The 15268-nt window shown below is 67.5% G+C and carries 18 protein-coding genes and 1 riboswitch; of the genes, 10 read left to right on the forward strand and 8 right to left on the reverse strand.

Going from position 1 to position 15268, the window contains the following annotated elements; all coding sequences use genetic code 11:
* Nucleotides 1-124: 124 nt before the first annotated feature.
* The 5 genes from gcvH to DFR49_RS17045 all read right to left on the reverse strand — a co-directional run bounded on the left by gcvH (nt 125) and on the right by DFR49_RS17045 (nt 3241).
* On the reverse strand, nt 125-496 hold the full coding sequence (gcvH, locus tag DFR49_RS17025; protein WP_119036867.1) for a glycine cleavage system protein GcvH: 372 nt from the start codon (nt 494-496) through the stop codon (nt 125-127).
* Nucleotides 496-1632 (reverse strand): glycine cleavage system aminomethyltransferase GcvT, encoded by a 1137-nt coding sequence (gcvT, locus tag DFR49_RS17030; protein ID WP_119036868.1) that lies wholly within the window; start codon nt 1630-1632, stop codon nt 496-498. The genes gcvH and gcvT overlap by 1 nt, the downstream gene beginning before the upstream one ends.
* A gap of 163 nt (nt 1633-1795) precedes the next feature.
* A riboswitch (glycine riboswitch) is annotated at nt 1796-1889 on the reverse strand.
* A gap of 76 nt (nt 1890-1965) precedes the next feature.
* Nucleotides 1966-2235 carry a hypothetical protein gene (locus DFR49_RS17035; protein WP_119036869.1) on the reverse strand — a complete coding sequence of 90 codons (270 nt, stop codon included), beginning with the start codon at nt 2233-2235 and terminating at the stop codon, nt 1966-1968.
* Nucleotides 2236-2277: 42 nt separating this feature from the next.
* Nucleotides 2278-2598, reverse strand: coding sequence for a hemagglutinin (locus tag DFR49_RS17040; RefSeq protein ID WP_119036870.1), 321 nt, complete (start codon nt 2596-2598; stop codon nt 2278-2280).
* 7 nt (nt 2599-2605) lie between these two features.
* Nucleotides 2606-3241 (reverse strand): hypothetical protein, encoded by a 636-nt coding sequence (locus tag DFR49_RS17045; RefSeq protein ID WP_245968611.1) that lies wholly within the window; start codon nt 3239-3241, stop codon nt 2606-2608.
* 119 nt (nt 3242-3360) lie between these two features.
* On the opposite strand from DFR49_RS17045, the gene ispH reads away from it, so the two are divergent.
* Genes ispH through rnhA form a run of 3 tightly spaced genes read left to right on the forward strand, consistent with a single transcriptional unit; the run spans nt 3361 to nt 5778 of the window.
* Entirely contained in the window at nt 3361-4314 is a 954-nt protein-coding gene (gene ispH / locus DFR49_RS17050; RefSeq protein ID WP_119036871.1) for a 4-hydroxy-3-methylbut-2-enyl diphosphate reductase, read from the forward strand.
* 52 nt (nt 4315-4366) lie between these two features.
* Nucleotides 4367-5320 (forward strand): homoserine kinase, encoded by a 954-nt coding sequence (gene thrB / locus DFR49_RS17055; RefSeq protein ID WP_119036872.1) that lies wholly within the window; start codon nt 4367-4369, stop codon nt 5318-5320.
* Nucleotides 5317-5778, forward strand: coding sequence for a ribonuclease HI (gene rnhA / locus DFR49_RS17060; RefSeq protein ID WP_119036873.1), 462 nt, complete (start codon nt 5317-5319; stop codon nt 5776-5778). Before thrB ends, rnhA begins: the two co-directional genes overlap by 4 nt.
* A gap of 5 nt (nt 5779-5783) precedes the next feature.
* Here rnhA and DFR49_RS17065 read toward each other — a convergent pair whose 3' ends face one another.
* From DFR49_RS17065 to DFR49_RS17075, 3 genes are read right to left on the reverse strand one after another with little or no spacing between them, the layout of a single operon-like run.
* Nucleotides 5784-5957, reverse strand: a complete 174-nt coding sequence (locus tag DFR49_RS17065) for a YegP family protein (RefSeq protein WP_119036874.1) — start codon at nt 5955-5957, stop codon at nt 5784-5786.
* A gap of 26 nt (nt 5958-5983) precedes the next feature.
* The gene (locus DFR49_RS17070; RefSeq protein WP_119036875.1) at nt 5984-7069 is read right to left on the reverse strand and encodes an NAD(P)/FAD-dependent oxidoreductase; all 1086 of its coding nucleotides are present in this window, start codon (nt 7067-7069) and stop codon (nt 5984-5986) included.
* On the reverse strand, nt 7069-8013 hold the full coding sequence (locus DFR49_RS17075) for an alpha/beta fold hydrolase (protein ID WP_119036876.1): 945 nt from the start codon (nt 8011-8013) through the stop codon (nt 7069-7071). The genes DFR49_RS17070 and DFR49_RS17075 overlap by 1 nt, the downstream gene beginning before the upstream one ends.
* Before the next feature lie 49 nt (nt 8014-8062).
* Here DFR49_RS17075 and DFR49_RS17080 point away from each other — a divergent pair, with 49 nt between their 5' ends.
* The 7 genes from DFR49_RS17080 to DFR49_RS17110 are packed head-to-tail and all read left to right on the forward strand — an operon-like array spanning nt 8063 to nt 15223.
* Complete coding sequence (locus DFR49_RS17080) at nt 8063-8539, forward strand: A24 family peptidase (protein WP_211325927.1); 477 nt, start codon at nt 8063-8065, stop codon at nt 8537-8539.
* Nucleotides 8540-8580: 41 nt separating this feature from the next.
* On the forward strand, nt 8581-9600 hold the full coding sequence (gene cpaB, locus DFR49_RS17085) for a Flp pilus assembly protein CpaB (protein ID WP_119036877.1): 1020 nt from the start codon (nt 8581-8583) through the stop codon (nt 9598-9600).
* A gap of 1 nt (nt 9601) precedes the next feature.
* Nucleotides 9602-11233 (forward strand): type II and III secretion system protein family protein, encoded by a 1632-nt coding sequence (locus tag DFR49_RS17090; protein ID WP_119036878.1) that lies wholly within the window; start codon nt 9602-9604, stop codon nt 11231-11233.
* 20 nt (nt 11234-11253) lie between these two features.
* Complete coding sequence (locus DFR49_RS17095) at nt 11254-11886, forward strand: CpaD family pilus assembly protein (protein WP_119037277.1); 633 nt, start codon at nt 11254-11256, stop codon at nt 11884-11886.
* Nucleotides 11886-13193, forward strand: a complete 1308-nt coding sequence (locus DFR49_RS17100) for a CpaE/TadZ family protein (protein WP_119036879.1) — start codon at nt 11886-11888, stop codon at nt 13191-13193. Before DFR49_RS17095 ends, DFR49_RS17100 begins: the two co-directional genes overlap by 1 nt.
* 41 nt (nt 13194-13234) lie before the next feature.
* On the forward strand, nt 13235-14209 hold the full coding sequence (locus DFR49_RS17105) for a type II secretion system F family protein (RefSeq protein ID WP_119036880.1): 975 nt from the start codon (nt 13235-13237) through the stop codon (nt 14207-14209).
* An 18-nt stretch (nt 14210-14227) separates the two neighbouring features.
* Nucleotides 14228-15223 (forward strand): type II secretion system F family protein, encoded by a 996-nt coding sequence (locus DFR49_RS17110; RefSeq protein ID WP_119036881.1) that lies wholly within the window; start codon nt 14228-14230, stop codon nt 15221-15223.
* Nucleotides 15224-15268: the final 45 nt, after the last annotated feature.

The raw sequence follows: 15268 nt of genomic DNA on the forward strand, positions 1-15268 counted from the left end.
AGGGGTGGGTGAGCAGCGTCGGGGCTCGATGCCGCGGCGATGCTTCGGAGGCAGGCGCCGAAGGCTCGCTTGCGCTCGCCACCCACCCCCGGCCCCTCCCCTTGAAAGGGAGGGGAGAATCGGATCACAATTTCGCGACGAACGCTTCGTAGGCAGCCTCGTCCATCAATCCGTCGAGTTCGCCCGGATCGCTCAGCGTCAGCCTGAACATCCAGCCTTCGCCCTCGGCATCTTCGTTGACGAGCCCCGGCGTGTCGCCGAGCGCGGCGTTGCCCTCGATCACGCTGCCCGAGACCGGCGCATAGATATCCGACGCGGCCTTGACCGATTCGACCACGGCGGCGTCGTCGCCCTTGGCGAAGGTCTTGCCCTCGTCAGGCACGTCGACGAACACGATGTCGCCCAACTGGCCCTGCGCGTAATCGGTGATGCCGACGGTGCCGGTGTCGCCATCGACATCGACCCATTCGTGATCTTCGGTGAAATAACGGCTCATCACTTGCCTCCTGAGCGGACGTAGCGGTGGGGAACGAACGGCATTTGCGTGACGGTCGCTTCATGGACCTTGCCGCGCTGGGTAAGCTGGATGCGGGTGCCGTGCGCGGCGAGCGCGAGCGGCACATAGGCCATCGCGATCGGCGTCCCCAGCGTCGGCGCGAACCCGCCCGAGGTGACCTTGCCGACCTCCGATCCGTCAGCGTCGAGAACCGCCGCGCCTTCGCGCACCGGCTGGCGGCCGTCGACGCGCAACCCGACGCGCTTGACGATCGCGCCCTGTTCGCGCTCGATCAGGATGCGCGCGGCACCGGGGAAATTTGCTTCTTCGCGCCGCCGCTTGCTCGCGACCGCAAAGCCGAGATCGGCCATCACCGGCGTCGTTTCCTCGTCGAGGTCGTGGCCGTAGAGTGGCAACCCCGCCTCCAGCCGCAACGAATCGCGCGCGCCCAGCCCGATCGGCTTGACATCGGGTTCGGCGACCAGCGCGTCGGCGAAGGCCTGCGCGTGTTCGGCGGGAAGCGAAATCTCGAACCCGTCCTCGCCGGTATAGCCCGATCGGCTGATCCACAGCGGCACGCCGTTCCATTCGAACCGCCCGCCGGTCATGAACACCAGCGCCTCGATGCCGGGCACCAGCCGCGCGAGCACGGCGGCCGCCTTCGGCCCTTGCAGCGCCAGCAACGCGTGGTCGTCCATCTGGTTGAGCGTGATCGCGTCGGGCAGATGATCGCGCAAATGCCCGATATCATCATATTTCACCGCGCCGTTGACGACCATATAGAGGCCGTCCTCCCAACGCGTGATCATCAGATCGTCGAGGATGCCGCCATTCTCGGCAAGCAGCAACGAATACTTCTGGGCGAAGGGTTTGACGCCCCTGACGTCGGCGGGGACCAGCGCCTCGAGCGCGTCGTCGAGCCCATCGCCCGACAGGAACAACTGCCCCATATGGCTGACGTCGAACAGCCCGGCCGATTCGCGCACCCACAGATGCTCGGCCATGATGCCGTCTTCATACTGGACGGGCATCGTATAACCCGCGAACGGCACCATCCGCGCACCCTTCGCGCGGTGCCACGCATCGAGCGGCAGAATCTGCGGCTCGGTGGGATCGAGGTCGGTTTCGTCGCTCACGCACGGCCTCCGTTATCTGAAAAGACGACGCATCGGCCGGTATCCCGGTTCCCGCTACGCCGCCCCCTCTGTCACGGAACCTGAGAGCTTTCACCGTTTCACTGAAACGGCTTACCCCTTCGGTGGCCTCGGACCAGGTCCGAAGGCGCTTTCCAGAGTGTCGAAGCCACGCGCGGTCTCTTGTGCCTGAGAGATTCCGGGGCGGTTGCTCCTTCGGCGGACCGGCCGAAACCGAGTCACTCTCCCGCGCGGGCCCATGCCGGTCAAACCGCCATCGACGACGCAAGCTCTGGCGAAGTGCAAAAGCCGAGTCAATCCGTCGTTTAGGGGGGCTTATCCCGAAACGACAGCCTGCCGCTTTTCGCGCGGCGCAACGATCGATCGCAACAAGGCGGCACCGGCGATCGATTGCGAGATGAGACAGGGCTCATCCCAGTCGTTCATGGCGATGAACCGCATCCCCGCAACCGAGATGACATCATGGGTCGCGGCCTTGGTCACCCGCAACCGACCCGCTTCGCCAAGGCGACGCTTGACGACCGCCGCGTCTTCGGGGCGATATTCCAGGCTGACGTTGCCGGCATCGAGTTCGATCAACTTCATCGCGATCTCCTGCCCCCAATGTAGTGCGCCCGCACAAAGCGCTCAAGACGGCGCGATTCGGGCCGGGCGGCACGCCGCGGCGATCACCGCTTCCCAACTGCGGTATTTGCGGAACAGCCAATCGGCATCCGGCCCGATCGGATCGCCGTATTTCAGACGATTGCGCTGTTCCATCAGCGCCACGACGCCGGGATCATCGTCGGCCCGAAAGCGCTGCTTGAGCGCGTTGCGCCGCCGGACGAGATCGCGCGCGATCGCTTCAGGCGATTCGCCCTCGGCCTCGCGGCGACGCGCCTCGCCCGCCAGCGCCCGCACATCCTGCTCATAAGCGATCCGTGCGGGCACCCAGCGCGGATCGGCCATGATCGCGTCAGCGCGTCAGATTATACTTGAGCTGATCCTCGGTGAGCTGGAAGCCGACCAGTGCCTCGAAGCTCGCGCGCAGCACCGCTTCGCGGACGTTGGGCTGCGACAGCGGATCGATCGCGGCATCGACGTCGCCGGGCTTGCGCTTGCGGGTGATCTCGTCGCGGATATCCTCGGGCAGCGTCGCCGCCGCGCGATTGACGATCGCGGTGGCCTGGCCCCGCGTCTGCGCGCGAGCCGCGCCGGCATCGAAATGAACCGAGACGTTGCCGAGTCGCTTGGCGACGACGGCGGTGCCCCCGTTCACCACGGTGATGAAGAACGGCAGCGTCACGTCGCGCGCCGCCGATGTGTCGCGGCGCTGGGCGAAGACGTCGAAGGTGATCGTGGTGACGACATCCGCGGTCGCGTCGGCGCAGGTCGAGCGCACGTTGGTCATCACCGCCGACACGTCGAGCGCGCTTTCGTCGCGCGAGGTCGCGGGGTTGAACAAGGTGATGTCGCCGGTGCCGGCGGGCACGCCGACGGCGGGGCACGCGGTTCTGACGGCGGTGATGCCGCCCGCGGTGATGTCGCCCGACCGGGCACAGCCGGCGGCGAGCAGGATCAGGGCGATCGGGGCGATCTGGCTCAGTTTCACGGGTACGCGGACCTTCTCAACAGACGAAGGGCGGCCGTTCGCTTGGGGCCAACCCGGTGGGACGCTTCATAGGAAGCGGCTTTCGCGCGCGCAAGCAATCGCGTAGAGGCTGGCCCGCCATGAGCGATGCCACCAAACCCGTGCTCGAATTGATGATCGCCGCCCCGCGCGGTTTCTGCGCGGGCGTCGATCGCGCGATCAAGATCGTCGAGCTGGCGATCGAGAAGCACGGCGCGCCCGTCTATGTCCGCCACGAAATCGTCCACAACAAGTTCGTGGTCGATCGCCTGAAGGCCAAGGGCGCGGTGTTCGTCGAGGAACTCGACGAGGTGCCCGACGGCGCCCCGGTGGTGTTTTCGGCGCACGGCGTGCCCAAATCGGTGCCCGCCGACGCGCAAGTGCGCGGGCTCGATTATCTCGACGCCACCTGTCCGCTGGTCTCCAAGGTCCATCGCCAGGCCGAGCGGCTCGTCGCGGCAGGCCGGCACATCGTCTTCATCGGCCATCGCGGCCATCCCGAGGTGATCGGCACATTCGGCCAGGTGCCGCCGGGATCGATGACGCTGGTCGAGACGGTCGCCGACGCCGAGGCGCTGGTGCCCGCCGATCCCGGCAACCTCGCCTTTCTCACCCAGACGACGCTGTCGGTCGACGATACCGCCGAGATCGTCGCGACGCTCGAACGCCGCTTTCCCGCGATCGAGCCGCCGCGCGGCGAGGATATTTGCTACGCGACCTCGAACCGCCAGGCCGCGACCAAGGTGATCGCCGCCTCGTGCGACGCGGTGATCGTGCTTGGCGCGCCCAATTCGTCCAATTCGCTGCGGCTGGTCGAGGTCGCCGAGCGGCAGGGCCGGCCCGCGATCCTGCTCCAGCGCGCCGCCGATCTCGATCTCGGCTGGCTCGCGGGCGTCCGCACGCTCGGCGTCACGGCGGGCGCGTCGGCCCCCGAACTGCTCGTGCGCGAGCTGGTCGAGCGGCTCGGCGATCATTACGAGGTGGTCGAGCGCGAAGTGGAAACGACGCGCGAAAACGTCGCTTTCAAACTGCCGCGCGGGCTTGCCGCGGCGTAGAATTTTCGGACCATTCGGGCAAACTGCCCGCTGATCGACTAAGGGGCAGGGCTTGGCCGTCTACACGCATGTTTCCGCCGAAGCGCTGGCGGCGTTCCTGGCGCGCTACGACGTCGGCGAGCTGGTCTCGGCCAAGGGCATCGCCGAGGGCGTCGAGAACAGCAATTACCTGGTCGATACCACCGGCGGCCGCTTCATCCTGACGCTCTACGAAAAGCGCGTCGCGGCGGACGATCTGCCCTTCTTCATGGCGCTGCTCGATCATCTCGCCGATCGCGGCAACCCGGTGCCGCCGGCGATTCCCGATCGCGAGGGCCGCGAGATCCAGGAGCTTGAAGGGCGCCCGGCGTGCCTGATCAAGTTCCTGCCCGGCGTTTCCGTGACGCATCCCACGCCCGCACAGGCGCAGGCGGCGGGCGCGGCACTGGCCCAATTGCACCGCTCGCTGGCCGATTTCACGCTCGAACGCCCCAACGGCCTCGGCCCCGACGAATGGCCGCGGCTGCTCGCGCGCTGCGGCGACGATCTCGATTCGATCGCACCGGGGCTCAAGGCCAGCCTCGATACCGCGCTGGCGGACGTGCTCGGCCACTGGCCAAAGGGGCTGGCGCGTTCGGCGATCCACGCCGATCTGTTTCCCGACAACGTGCTGATGCGCGGCGATCAGGTGACGGGACTGATCGACTTCTATTTCGCCTGCACCGATATCCGCGCCTACGATCTCGCGGTGACGCATTCGGCCTGGGCGTTCGAGACCGACGGCACGCCCGCCGATCCGGCGGTGGGCCGCGCGCTGGTCGCGGGCTATGAAAGCGTGCTGCCCCTGACCGATCCCGAGCGCGCGGCGCTGCCAGTGCTCGCGCGCGGCGCATGCATCCGCTTCGCGCTGACGCGCGCGTGGGACTGGCTCAACACGCCCGCCGACGCACTCGTCACGCGCAAGGACCCGCTCGCTTATGTCCGGCGCATCGATTGGTATGCGGCGCATCCGCACGCATTCGCATGACCGAACTCACCCTTGTCGAGATCGCCACCGACGGCGCGTGCAAGGGCAATCCCGGCCCCGGCGGCTGGGGCGCAGTGATCCGCGCGGGCGCCCGCGAGAAGGAGATGTCCGGCGGCGCGGCAGAAACGACCAACAACCGCATGGAACTGACCGCGGTGATCGAGGCGTTGAACGCGCTCAAACGGCCGTGCCGCGTCACGCTCTCCACCGACAGCCGCTACGTGATGGACGGGCTCACCAGGTGGATCCACGGCTGGCGCAAGAACGGCTGGAAGACCGCGGCAAAGAAGCCGGTGAAGAACGCCGATCTCTGGCAGGCGCTCGTCGCCGCCGCCGAGCGCCACCGGATCGAGTGGGTGTGGGTAAAAGGCCATGCCGGCCACCCCGACAACGAACGCGCCGACACCCTTGCGAGCGACGCCGCGATCGCTGCGGGGCGGGAAGCCCGGCAGAGCTGACGGGTTCAGGCTTCTTCGACGGGCGCGCCGGGGCCGTTCTTGAGCACCGATTCGATGGCGTTCTTGGCGGACGCCTTCGAGCTATAGCCCTCGGTCCACCAGATCAGCTCGCTGTTATATTTGAACTTGGCGACATATTCGCCCTTCTTGTTTTGCTCGATCACGAACTTGTGCGCCATCGGGGGAGGCCTTCCGTGGTTGTCGATCAACCCAGATTAGCAACGAAGCGTCCGGGTGCATAGATGTCAGGATCGACACCCGGCACGTCGGGCACCCGGCCCAGCAGCAGCGCCGCGGCGAGCCGCGCGGCGGCGGGCGCGGTCTGGATGCCGAAGCCGCCCTGCCCCGCGCACCAGAAGAAGCCGGGCGCGTCGGGCGCGAAGCCGTAGACCGGCCGCCGGTCGGGCGCGAAGCTGCGCAGCCCCGCCCATTTCCGTTCGAGCGCGGCGACGCGCCAGTCGACGACATGCTCGAAGCGATCGATCGCGATCGCGACGTCGATCTCCTCGGGCTGCGCGTCGCACGGATCGGTCACGATCTCGTCGTGCGGGCTCAACCATAATCGACCGCCGGCTTCCGGCTTGAAATAGAAGCTGCCGTCGATGCCCCAGACGTGCGACAGCGCGGACGGCGGCGCGGGGTCGGTCGCGATCTGGAGCATCGTCCGGCGGTACGGCTGGATACCGATCGGCGCCACGCCCGCGCGCGCCGCGACCTCGTCCGCCCACGCGCCCGCCGCGTCCACCAGAATGTCCGCCTCATGGGTGCCGCCGCGCGTTGCGATCCGCCAATGCCCCTCATACGTCGCCGATTCGAGTGCGGCCCTCGTCGCCAGCACCGTCCCGTGACGCCGCGCGGTGGCGAGAACGGCCGCGTGGAGCCCGGCGACGTCGATATAGGTGCAGCTCGGTTCCCACACCGCGCGGGTCCATTCGTCGCGCAGCCCCGGAATAATCGCGCGTGGATCGCGCACTTCGAGGGCGACTCCCGTCCCCTCGAACGCGGCGAGGAAAGCATCGAGCGCGGGGGCGTCCCGCTCGCGCGCGATCGCCAGCGACCCGAGCGGTTCGAGGAAGCCGCCCGCGCGCAACGCCGCGCCCGACGCGGTGGTGAGCGGCTGGATATGCGGCCCGCCATAGGTCTCCGACCAGAATGCCGCCGATCGCCCCGTCGCGTGATAGCCGGGCGTATCCTCTGCCTCGATCAGCAGCACAGAGGCGTGCGGCGCGACCTCGGCCGCGAGGCTCGCGCCGGCGATCCCGGCGCCGACAATGACGACGTCGTAGCGCATCAGGCCGGCGCGCGATCGTCGAGGAAAGCGTCGATCGCGGCGATCGCGCGGTCGCGCACGGGATCGGCCTCGCGCAATATCTCATGCGCCGATTCGGCCCCGAAACCCATGATCGCGCAATCGGGCAGCCGCGCCGCCACACGCCGCGCCACGCGCGGATCGACCAGCTTGTCGGCATCGGCGACGAGCATCAACAGGGGTATGTCGAGGCGCGCGAGCCGCGGATCGGCCGCCAGCGCCGTGGTCGAGCCGAACGCCTGAGCGAGCCACTGCCAGCTCGGCGGGCCGGTGACGAGATCGGGCTGTTGCGCCTTCCACCACATTTCGTCGTCGTAGCGATCCTCGTCATGGGTCAGCAGCACCTGGCGCGGCGACGGCGAAATCGGCCGCTCGTTGGTCTTCCACGCCGCGCGCGCGGGATCGCCGATTCGTGCCATGATCCGCGCGAGCCAGCCGCCGCCGCGCGCGCCCAGTGGGCTGCCGAGCCCCAGCATCGGCGCGACGAGCACGGCGGCATCGGGGTGCGCCGCGCCTTCCGCAAGCGCGCGCAGCACCAGATGCCCGCCCATCGAATGCCCCATCAGCACGCGCGGCCCCGCCGCTGCGGCCGTCCAGCCCTGCCAGAAATCGCGGAAATCGGCGATGAAGGTGGCGAAGTCTGCGACATGGCCGACATGAGGATCGGCCGACAGCCGCCCCGATCCGCCCTGCCCGCGCCAGTCGAACGACGTGATCGACCAGCCCCGGTTGTGCCAATGGACGAAGGTTTCGAGATATTTCTCGAAAATGTCGCCGCGCCCGCCCTGAAACAGGATGCTGCCGCGCGGGGTTGGCGAGTCGGCAGGCCAGTCGAACCGGCGCAGCGGCCAGCCATCGGCCGCCGTCCAGTGATCGACGATCGCGCCATCGGGAAGCCGGCGCCTGAAATCCACGGGAACGAGCATTTGCCCGTGGTTACTTTTTAGCAAGCCATCCCGTCTACAGCCTTGTGCGATGGGTTGGGGGAATCTGCCTTTGCTGCTGCTCGGCACGCTTGTGCTGCTGCTCGTTTCCGCGGGCATCGAGGACGTGCGGACGCGCGAGATCGCCAATTGGAAGAATGCGGCGATCGCGCTCATCGCGCCCTTGTGGTGGGTATCGAGCGGCCTTGCCCCCTGGCCCGACATGGCGATCCAGATCAGCCTCGCCGTATCGGTGTTCGCGGTGTTCGCGCTTGTCTTCGCGATGGGCTGGATGGGCGGCGGCGACGTCAAGCTGATCGGCGCGCTCGCCTTGTGGTTCTCGTTCCAGCCGCTGTTGTGGGTGCTGATCGTCATGTCGCTTGCCGGCGGCGCGATCACGCTGGCGCTCGCGATCGAGCATCGCGTGCGGCGCGCAACGGCCCCGCTCGAAATTCCGTACGGCGTCGCGATCGCGATCGCCGGGCTGCTCGCACTTCGCGAACCGCTTTTTAACCAGTTGCATGCTTAATGCCGGCTCAACCGGCTCTCGTCCGAAAGGCCTGATGCGTCATGGATGGTAGGAAAGTCATTTTGTTGGTCGGCGCGCTGATCGTCGCGGCGGTCACGGCCTTCATGGCGCGTAGCCTGATCTACGGCGCCTCGGCCCCCAACGCCTCGGCCGCGGTCGAAACGCCCAAGATCGACGGGCCGGAAGTGCTCGTGGCAACGCGCGCGCTGCCCGTCGGCACGATCCTCGACGCGACCGCGCTCAAATTCCAGCCCTGGCCCAAGGAACTGGTCGAGAACGCCTATTACCTGAAGGCGTCGACCGATCTGAAGTCGTTGCAGGGCACCGTCGTGCGCAACCCGATCACGGCCGGCCAGCCGGTGACGCAGGGCGCGCTGGTCAAGCCCGGCGATCGCGGCTTCCTCGCCGCCGCGCTCGGCCCCGGCATGCGCGCCGTCACCTTCCCGGTTTCCGCCAAGACGGCGGTCGCGGGCTTCGTCTTTCCGGGCGACCGCGTCGATCTGGTGCTGACGCAGGACGTCGCCGGTGGCGGCGACGGCCCGCCGCTCAAGGTTTCCGAAACGGTGATGCGCAACCTGCGCGTGCTGGCGACCGACCAGCGCACCGACAACACCACCGACGAGAACGGCAAGACGGTCGTCAAGACCTTCTCGACCGTGACCGTCGAGGCGACGCCCAAGATCGCCGAGCAAGTCGCGGTCGCGCAGACGGTCGGCGAGTTGTCGCTGTCGCTGCGCTCGATCGCCGACAACAAGACCCAGCTCGAAGAGGCGATCGCCTCGGGCGATGTCAGCGTGCCCGATGGCGATCCCAAGGCCGAACAGGCGATGCTGCTCAAGATCGCGAGCCAGCCGGTATCGGGCGAATCCACCTATTCGACGGGCGCCGACGTGTCGCGCTTCCAGCGCAGCAGCGTGCCCGGCAAGGCCGAAAGCGGGGCGCAGTCGATGGCTGATGCCACGGGGGGCATCCCGGTCGGCAAGGCAGTGATTACGGGCCCGGTCGTCCGGGTCGCACGCGGCACCTCGGTCACCGAGGTTCCGGTTGGGGGGAAGAACTGAGATGCGGATCACGTCCAAGCCGATCGGCTGGCCGCTCGCCGTGGCGCTTGCCGCGGGGATGCTCGGCACCGCCCCGGCACCGTCCGCCGCGCAGACCGTGGCGGCAAGCCCGAACGCGGTCGTCCAGATCAACACCGGCCGCGGCCGGCTGGTGACGCTGCCCGCGCCGATGAGCGACCTGTTCGTCGCTGATCCCGGCATCGCCGACGTCCAGGTGCGTTCGCCGACGCAGCTCTACGTGTTCGGCAAGGCGCCGGGTGAGACCACGGTCTACGCCACCACCAAGGCCGGCAAGATCGTCTATTCGTCGACCGTCCGGGTGGGCAACAACATCGATTCGGTGCAGCAGATGCTCTCGCTTGCGATGCCCGAGGCCCGGGTCGTCGCGACGTCGATGAACGGCATGATGCTGTTGACCGGCACCGTCGCCGCGCCCGACGACGCCGCCGAGGCCGAACGCCTCGTCCAGGCGTTCGTCGGCGACAAGACGCAGGTGTTGAGCCGGCTGCGCACCGCGACGCCGCTTCAGGTCAACCTCCAGGTCCGCATCGCCGAGGTGAGCAAGACCTTCATCAAGAATTTCAACGCCAACCTGCTGACGCGCGACACCACCGGCGGGTTCAGCTTCGGGATCGGCTCGGGCCGGTCGCCGGGGACGATCGGCGCCATCGACGTCTCCAAATATCCGACCATCCCCTACCCGCTGCCGGGTGGCGGGACGACGCAGGTTCCCTATGATCTCGCGACCGGCAAGATCATCAATCCGATCAACCCCGGCACCGCGTATGATTTCTCGCGCGGCTCGCAGCAGACGATGCTCGGCTTCGCGGGCAAACTGCTCGGGCTCGACGTGCTCTCGTCGCTCGATCTCGGCGAAACCAACGGCCAGGTGACGACGCTCGCCAACCCCAATCTGACCGCGCTGTCGGGTGAGACCGCGACCTTCCTTGCCGGCGGTGAGATCCCGATCCCGCTCAGCCAGGGGCTCGGCACCACCTCGGTCGAATACAAGCAATATGGCGTCAGCCTGGCCTATACCCCGACGGTATTGTCGGACGGCCGCATCTCGCTGCGCGTGCGCCCCGAGGTCTCCGAACTCGATTATGCCAACGCGGTCCAGGTCGGCGGCACCACCGTTCCGGGGCTGACGACGCGGCGTACCGAAACGACGGTCGAACTCGGCTCGGGCCAGAGCTTCGTCATCGCCGGCCTGCTCAGCAACAGCCGCGCGAACACGATCGAAAAGGCGCCGGGGCTCGGCGACGTGCCGGTGCTCGGCGCACTGTTCCGGTCGAACGGGTGGAAGCGCAACGAGACCGAACTGGTGATCGTGATCACGCCGTATCTGGTGAAGCCGGTCAACGCCAACCAGGTCGTGCTGCCCACCGACGGCTATCAGGAACCGACCGATCTTGAGCATATCCTGCTCGGCAAGGTCGGCGGCGGCGTCAGCGGCGGCGATCGCCCCAAGCCCACCGTGGCGATGCCCGGCGGCGCCCCGGCGATCGGCGCGATCGCGCCGGTATCGCCCGGCACACCGCAATCGCCCGCGCCGGTGCCTGCGGACCGCAAGGCCGTGCTGGCGGCCGGACCCAACAAAAGCGAAGCCGCGCCCGGCTTCAGCCTCAATTGACCGCGCCTGTGGAGACGATGATGTCGAAGCGTTCACTTTCTCTCGCGCTGGCGCTGCCGGCGCTGTTGCTCGCCGGTTGCGGGGGCACGGTCAATCGCGGCCTCGAATCGGTGCATCAGCCGGTCGTCAGCCGCGCCGATTACGCCTTCGACCTGAGCACCGCCAACGGCCATCTGGCGCCCGGCGAGGCCCAGCGGCTCGACGGCTGGCTCGTCTCGCTCAACGTCGGCTATGGCGACAATGTCGGGATCGACGATCCGTCGCCTTACGCCACCCCGGCGCGCGCCGAAGTGGCGCAGCAGGTCGCACGCTACGGCCTGTTGCTCGCCGACACCGCCCCGATCACCGCGCAGCCGCTGACGCCCGACACGCTGCGCGTCGTCGTCACCCGGATGTCGGCGTCGGTGCCGAACTGCCCCGATTTCAGCCGTGAGGGCAATCACGAATTCCAGGGCAGCATGACCTCCAACTTCGGCTGTGCGGTCAACAGCAATCTCGCCGCGATGGTCGCACGGCCGCAGGATCTGGTGCGCGGTCAGCCCGGCGCGCCCTCGGTCGATCCGGCCACCGCCACCAAGGCGATCCAGACCTTCCGCGCCGCCAAGCCGACCGGCGCCGGCGGGCTGCAATCCGAGACGACCGGAGGCAAGTAATGAACGCACCCTGGAATCCCGCCCGCGCCGGCAATCGCGAACCGTTCGTCGCTTTCGTGTGCGACGAGACGACCGCCGAGGCGATCCGCCCGATCGCCGCCGAGGTCGGCTGGTCGGTGGAAAAGATCAACAAGGGCGGCCTGCGCAACGCGGTGCAATCGCTGTCGGTATCGGCGAGCCCGCAGGTGCTGTTCGTCGACCTTTCCGAATCGGGCGATCCGCTGAACGATATCAACGCGCTCGCCGAGGTGTGCGAACCGGGCACCGTCGTGATCGCGGCGGGGCAGGTCAACGACGTCCGCCTCTATCGCGATCTCGTCGCCAGCGGCATCCAGGATTACCTGCTCAAACCGCTCAATCCCGATATGCTGCGGGAGGCGTTCGCGCACGCGCAGGCGATGCTCAACGCCCCCAAGGCGGTCGAAGCGTCGGTCGAACGGCCGCACTGCGCGACCGCGGTGATCGGCGCGCGCGGCGGCGTCGGCGCGTCGACGATCGCGACCTCGCTCGCCTGGCTGCTCAGCGAGCGCGGCAAGCGCGCGACCGCGCTGCTCGATCTCGACGTCCATTTCGGCACCGGCGCGCTCGCGCTCGATCTCGAGCCGGGTCGCGGCCTCACCGACGCGATCGAGAACCCCAGCCGCATCGACGGGCTGTTCATCGAACGCGCGATGGTCAAGGCCAGCGAGAAGCTCGCCGTGCTCTCCGCCGAGGCGCCGATGAGTTCGCCGGTGATCACCGACGGCTCGGCCTTCTATCAGCTCCAGGAGGAGATGCGCACGGCGTTCGAATGCACCGTCGTCGATCTGCCGCGCGCGATGCTCGTCCAGCACCCGCACCTCACCAGCGAGGTTCAGATCGCGGTCCTCGTCACCGAACTAACGCTGGCGGCGGCGCGTGACACGATCCGCATCCTGTCATGGTTCAAATCCAACGCCGCGCACGTCCAGATCGTCGTGGTCGCCAACCGTGTTGCGGCGGGAAGCGTGCTCGAGATCAGCCGTAAGGATTTCGAAGGCTCGATCGAACGCGCGATCGATTACGTCATTCCCTTCGATCAGAAGATCGCCGCGCAATCGGCGAAGCTGGGCAAGCCGCTGGCCGAGGCGGGCAAGGGTAGTAAGACGATCGCCCCGATCGTCACGCTGGCCGAGCGCCTGATGAGCGCGAGCGAGGGTGTCGACGACGCCGGCGACACGAAGGCCAAGGCCAAGGCCAAGGCCAAGGCGAAGACTGGGGCAACCTCGCTGATCGGCAAGTTCAGCGATCTCAAATCGATGATGCCCAAGCGCGGCGAGAAGAACTGAAGCGAGCGGGCTGAACGGCGGACCGGAGAACGGAAACGAACATGGCGATCTTGCCGCTGATCCTGATGGCCCTGGGGGCCTTTGCCGTGCTGGCGTTGATCGCGTTCGCCTTCGCCGGCCCGTCGCCCGCGCGTGCCGGCGCCCGCCGGCTCCAGCTCGTGCGCGAACGCCATTCGAGTTCCGCCGCCGCGGTGGTCGAGGCGCGGCTGCGCAAGATCACCGCCAGCCGCTCGACGCGAATGGACGACGCGGTGACGCGCCTGCTGCCGCGTCCGGCGTTGCTCAAGAAGCGGCTCGCGATGACGGGCAAGACCTGGACGGTCGGCCAGTACGGCATGGTGTCGCTGGGCATCACGCTGATCGTCGGGTTGCTGCTGTGGCTCAAGGGGATGCCGCTGCTGCTGGGGTTGTTCCTCGGCCTGTTCCTCGGGCTTGGCCTGCCGCATTTCGTGGTCGGCTTCGTCATCAAGCGCCGCATCGGCAAGTTCACCGCCAAGTTTCCCGATGCGATCGAACTGCTCGTGCGCGGCCTGCGGTCGGGCCTGCCGATTTCGGAAACGATGACGGTCGTCGGCAACGAGGTCGAAGGCCCGGTGGGCGAGGAATTCCGCGCGGTATCTGACAAGATGAAGATCGGCAGGACGATGGATGTCGCGCTCCAGGAAACCGCGGACCGACTCGACACCCCCGAATTCCAGTTCTTCGTCATTTCGATCGCGATCCAGCGCGAGACCGGCGGCAACCTCGCCGAGACGCTCGCCAACCTCGCGACGGTGCTGCGCCAGCGCGGGCAGATGAAGCTCAAGATCCGGGCGATGTCGTCCGAATCGAAAGCCTCGGCCTATATCGTCGGCTCGCTGCCGTTCATCGTGTTCATCCTGATCTGGATGATCAACGGCGAATATATGCAGAATTTCTTCATCGACGAGCGGCTGATGGTCGCGGGCATCGGCGGCCTGATCTGGATGGGCCTCGGCGCCTTGATCATGGCCAAGATGGTCAGTTTCGAGATCTGACGGGGAGCGGCGCGACTCATGGCTGAAACCGGCGGACCAACCATTCTCGGCGTCGATGTCCTGTGGGTCGCGACGCTCCTGTCGGGCGTCGCCGCGTTCGCGGTGCTGCTCGCGATCTACGCCGCGACGACCGCGCGCGATCCGATGGCGAAGCGCGTCAAGGCGCTCAACGACCGCCGCGAGCAGTTGAAGGCGGGCATCACCGCCTCGACCTCGAAGCGGCGCGCCAAGCTCGTCCGCCACAACCAGACCACCGATCGCATCCGCACCTTCCTGTCGTCATTGAAGGTGCTTCAGGACAGCCAGGTCAAGGCCGCGCAGACCAAGTTGATGCAGGCCGGCATCCGCAAGAAGGAATATGCGGTCGCGGTGATCTTCGGCCGGCTCGTGCTGCCGATCGTGATCGGCGGCGGCATGGCCTTGTGGGTCTACGGCATGGGCGGGCTTGCCGAATGGAGCGCACTCAAGCGTTACGGGATCGTCGCGACCGCGTTCATCCTCGCCTACAAGGCGCCCGACCTCTATCTCAAGAACAAGATCAGCAAACGCACCGACGCGATCCGCAAAGGGCTGCCCGATGCGCTCGACCTGCTCGTCATCTGCGCTGAGGCGGGGCTGACGGTCGACGCCGCGTTCCACCGCGTCGCGCGCGAACTGGGCCGCGCCTATCCCGAACTGGGCGACGAATTCACGCTGACCGCGATCGAGCTGGGTTTCCTGTCGGATCGCCGGCAGGCGTTCGAGAACCTCGCCCAGCGCGTCGATCTCGACGCGGTCAAGGGCGTCGTGACGACGATGATCCAGACCGAGAAATACGGCACCCCGCTCGCCTCGGCGCTGCGCGTGCTCTCGGCCGAATTCCGCAACGAACGGATGATGCGCGCCGAGGAAAAGGCCGCGCGGCTGCCCGCGATCATGACGATACCGCTGATCCTGTTCATCCTGCCGACGCTGTTCGTCGTCATCCTCGGCCCGGCCGCCTGCTCGATCAAGGACGCGCTGCTCACGCACTGATTTGTGGGGCGGCACCGGCCCGCTCCCCCACCCGACCACCCATAG

This window comes from Hephaestia caeni (genome assembly GCF_003550065.1).
In the GTDB taxonomy this organism is placed as follows: domain Bacteria; phylum Pseudomonadota; class Alphaproteobacteria; order Sphingomonadales; family Sphingomonadaceae; genus Sphingomonas; species Sphingomonas caeni_A.

Excerpts from the sequence above, each read along its gene's own strand:
- gcvH (WP_119036867.1), bottom strand. The coding sequence starts at position 496 with ATGAGCCGTTATTTCACCGAAGATCACGAATGGGTCGATGTCGATGGC.
- DFR49_RS17035 (WP_119036869.1), bottom strand. The coding sequence starts at position 2,235 with ATGAAGTTGATCGAACTCGATGCCGGCAACGTCAGCCTGGAATATCGC.
- DFR49_RS17040 (WP_119036870.1), bottom strand. The coding sequence starts at position 2,598 with ATGGCCGATCCGCGCTGGGTGCCCGCACGGATCGCTTATGAGCAGGAT.
- ispH (WP_119036871.1), top strand. The coding sequence starts at position 3,361 with ATGAGCGATGCCACCAAACCCGTGCTCGAATTGATGATCGCCGCCCCG.
- rnhA (WP_119036873.1), top strand. The coding sequence starts at position 5,317 with ATGACCGAACTCACCCTTGTCGAGATCGCCACCGACGGCGCGTGCAAG.
- DFR49_RS17065 (WP_119036874.1), bottom strand. The coding sequence starts at position 5,957 with ATGGCGCACAAGTTCGTGATCGAGCAAAACAAGAAGGGCGAATATGTC.
- DFR49_RS17070 (WP_119036875.1), bottom strand. The coding sequence starts at position 7,069 with ATGCGCTACGACGTCGTCATTGTCGGCGCCGGGATCGCCGGCGCGAGC.
- DFR49_RS17075 (WP_119036876.1), bottom strand. The coding sequence starts at position 8,013 with ATGCTCGTTCCCGTGGATTTCAGGCGCCGGCTTCCCGATGGCGCGATC.
- DFR49_RS17080 (WP_211325927.1), top strand. The coding sequence starts at position 8,063 with ATGGGTTGGGGGAATCTGCCTTTGCTGCTGCTCGGCACGCTTGTGCTG.
- cpaB (WP_119036877.1), top strand. The coding sequence starts at position 8,581 with ATGGATGGTAGGAAAGTCATTTTGTTGGTCGGCGCGCTGATCGTCGCG.
- DFR49_RS17090 (WP_119036878.1), top strand. The coding sequence starts at position 9,602 with ATGCGGATCACGTCCAAGCCGATCGGCTGGCCGCTCGCCGTGGCGCTT.
- DFR49_RS17095 (WP_119037277.1), top strand. The coding sequence starts at position 11,254 with ATGTCGAAGCGTTCACTTTCTCTCGCGCTGGCGCTGCCGGCGCTGTTG.
- DFR49_RS17100 (WP_119036879.1), top strand. The coding sequence starts at position 11,886 with ATGAACGCACCCTGGAATCCCGCCCGCGCCGGCAATCGCGAACCGTTC.
- DFR49_RS17105 (WP_119036880.1), top strand. The coding sequence starts at position 13,235 with ATGGCGATCTTGCCGCTGATCCTGATGGCCCTGGGGGCCTTTGCCGTG.
- DFR49_RS17110 (WP_119036881.1), top strand. The coding sequence starts at position 14,228 with ATGGCTGAAACCGGCGGACCAACCATTCTCGGCGTCGATGTCCTGTGG.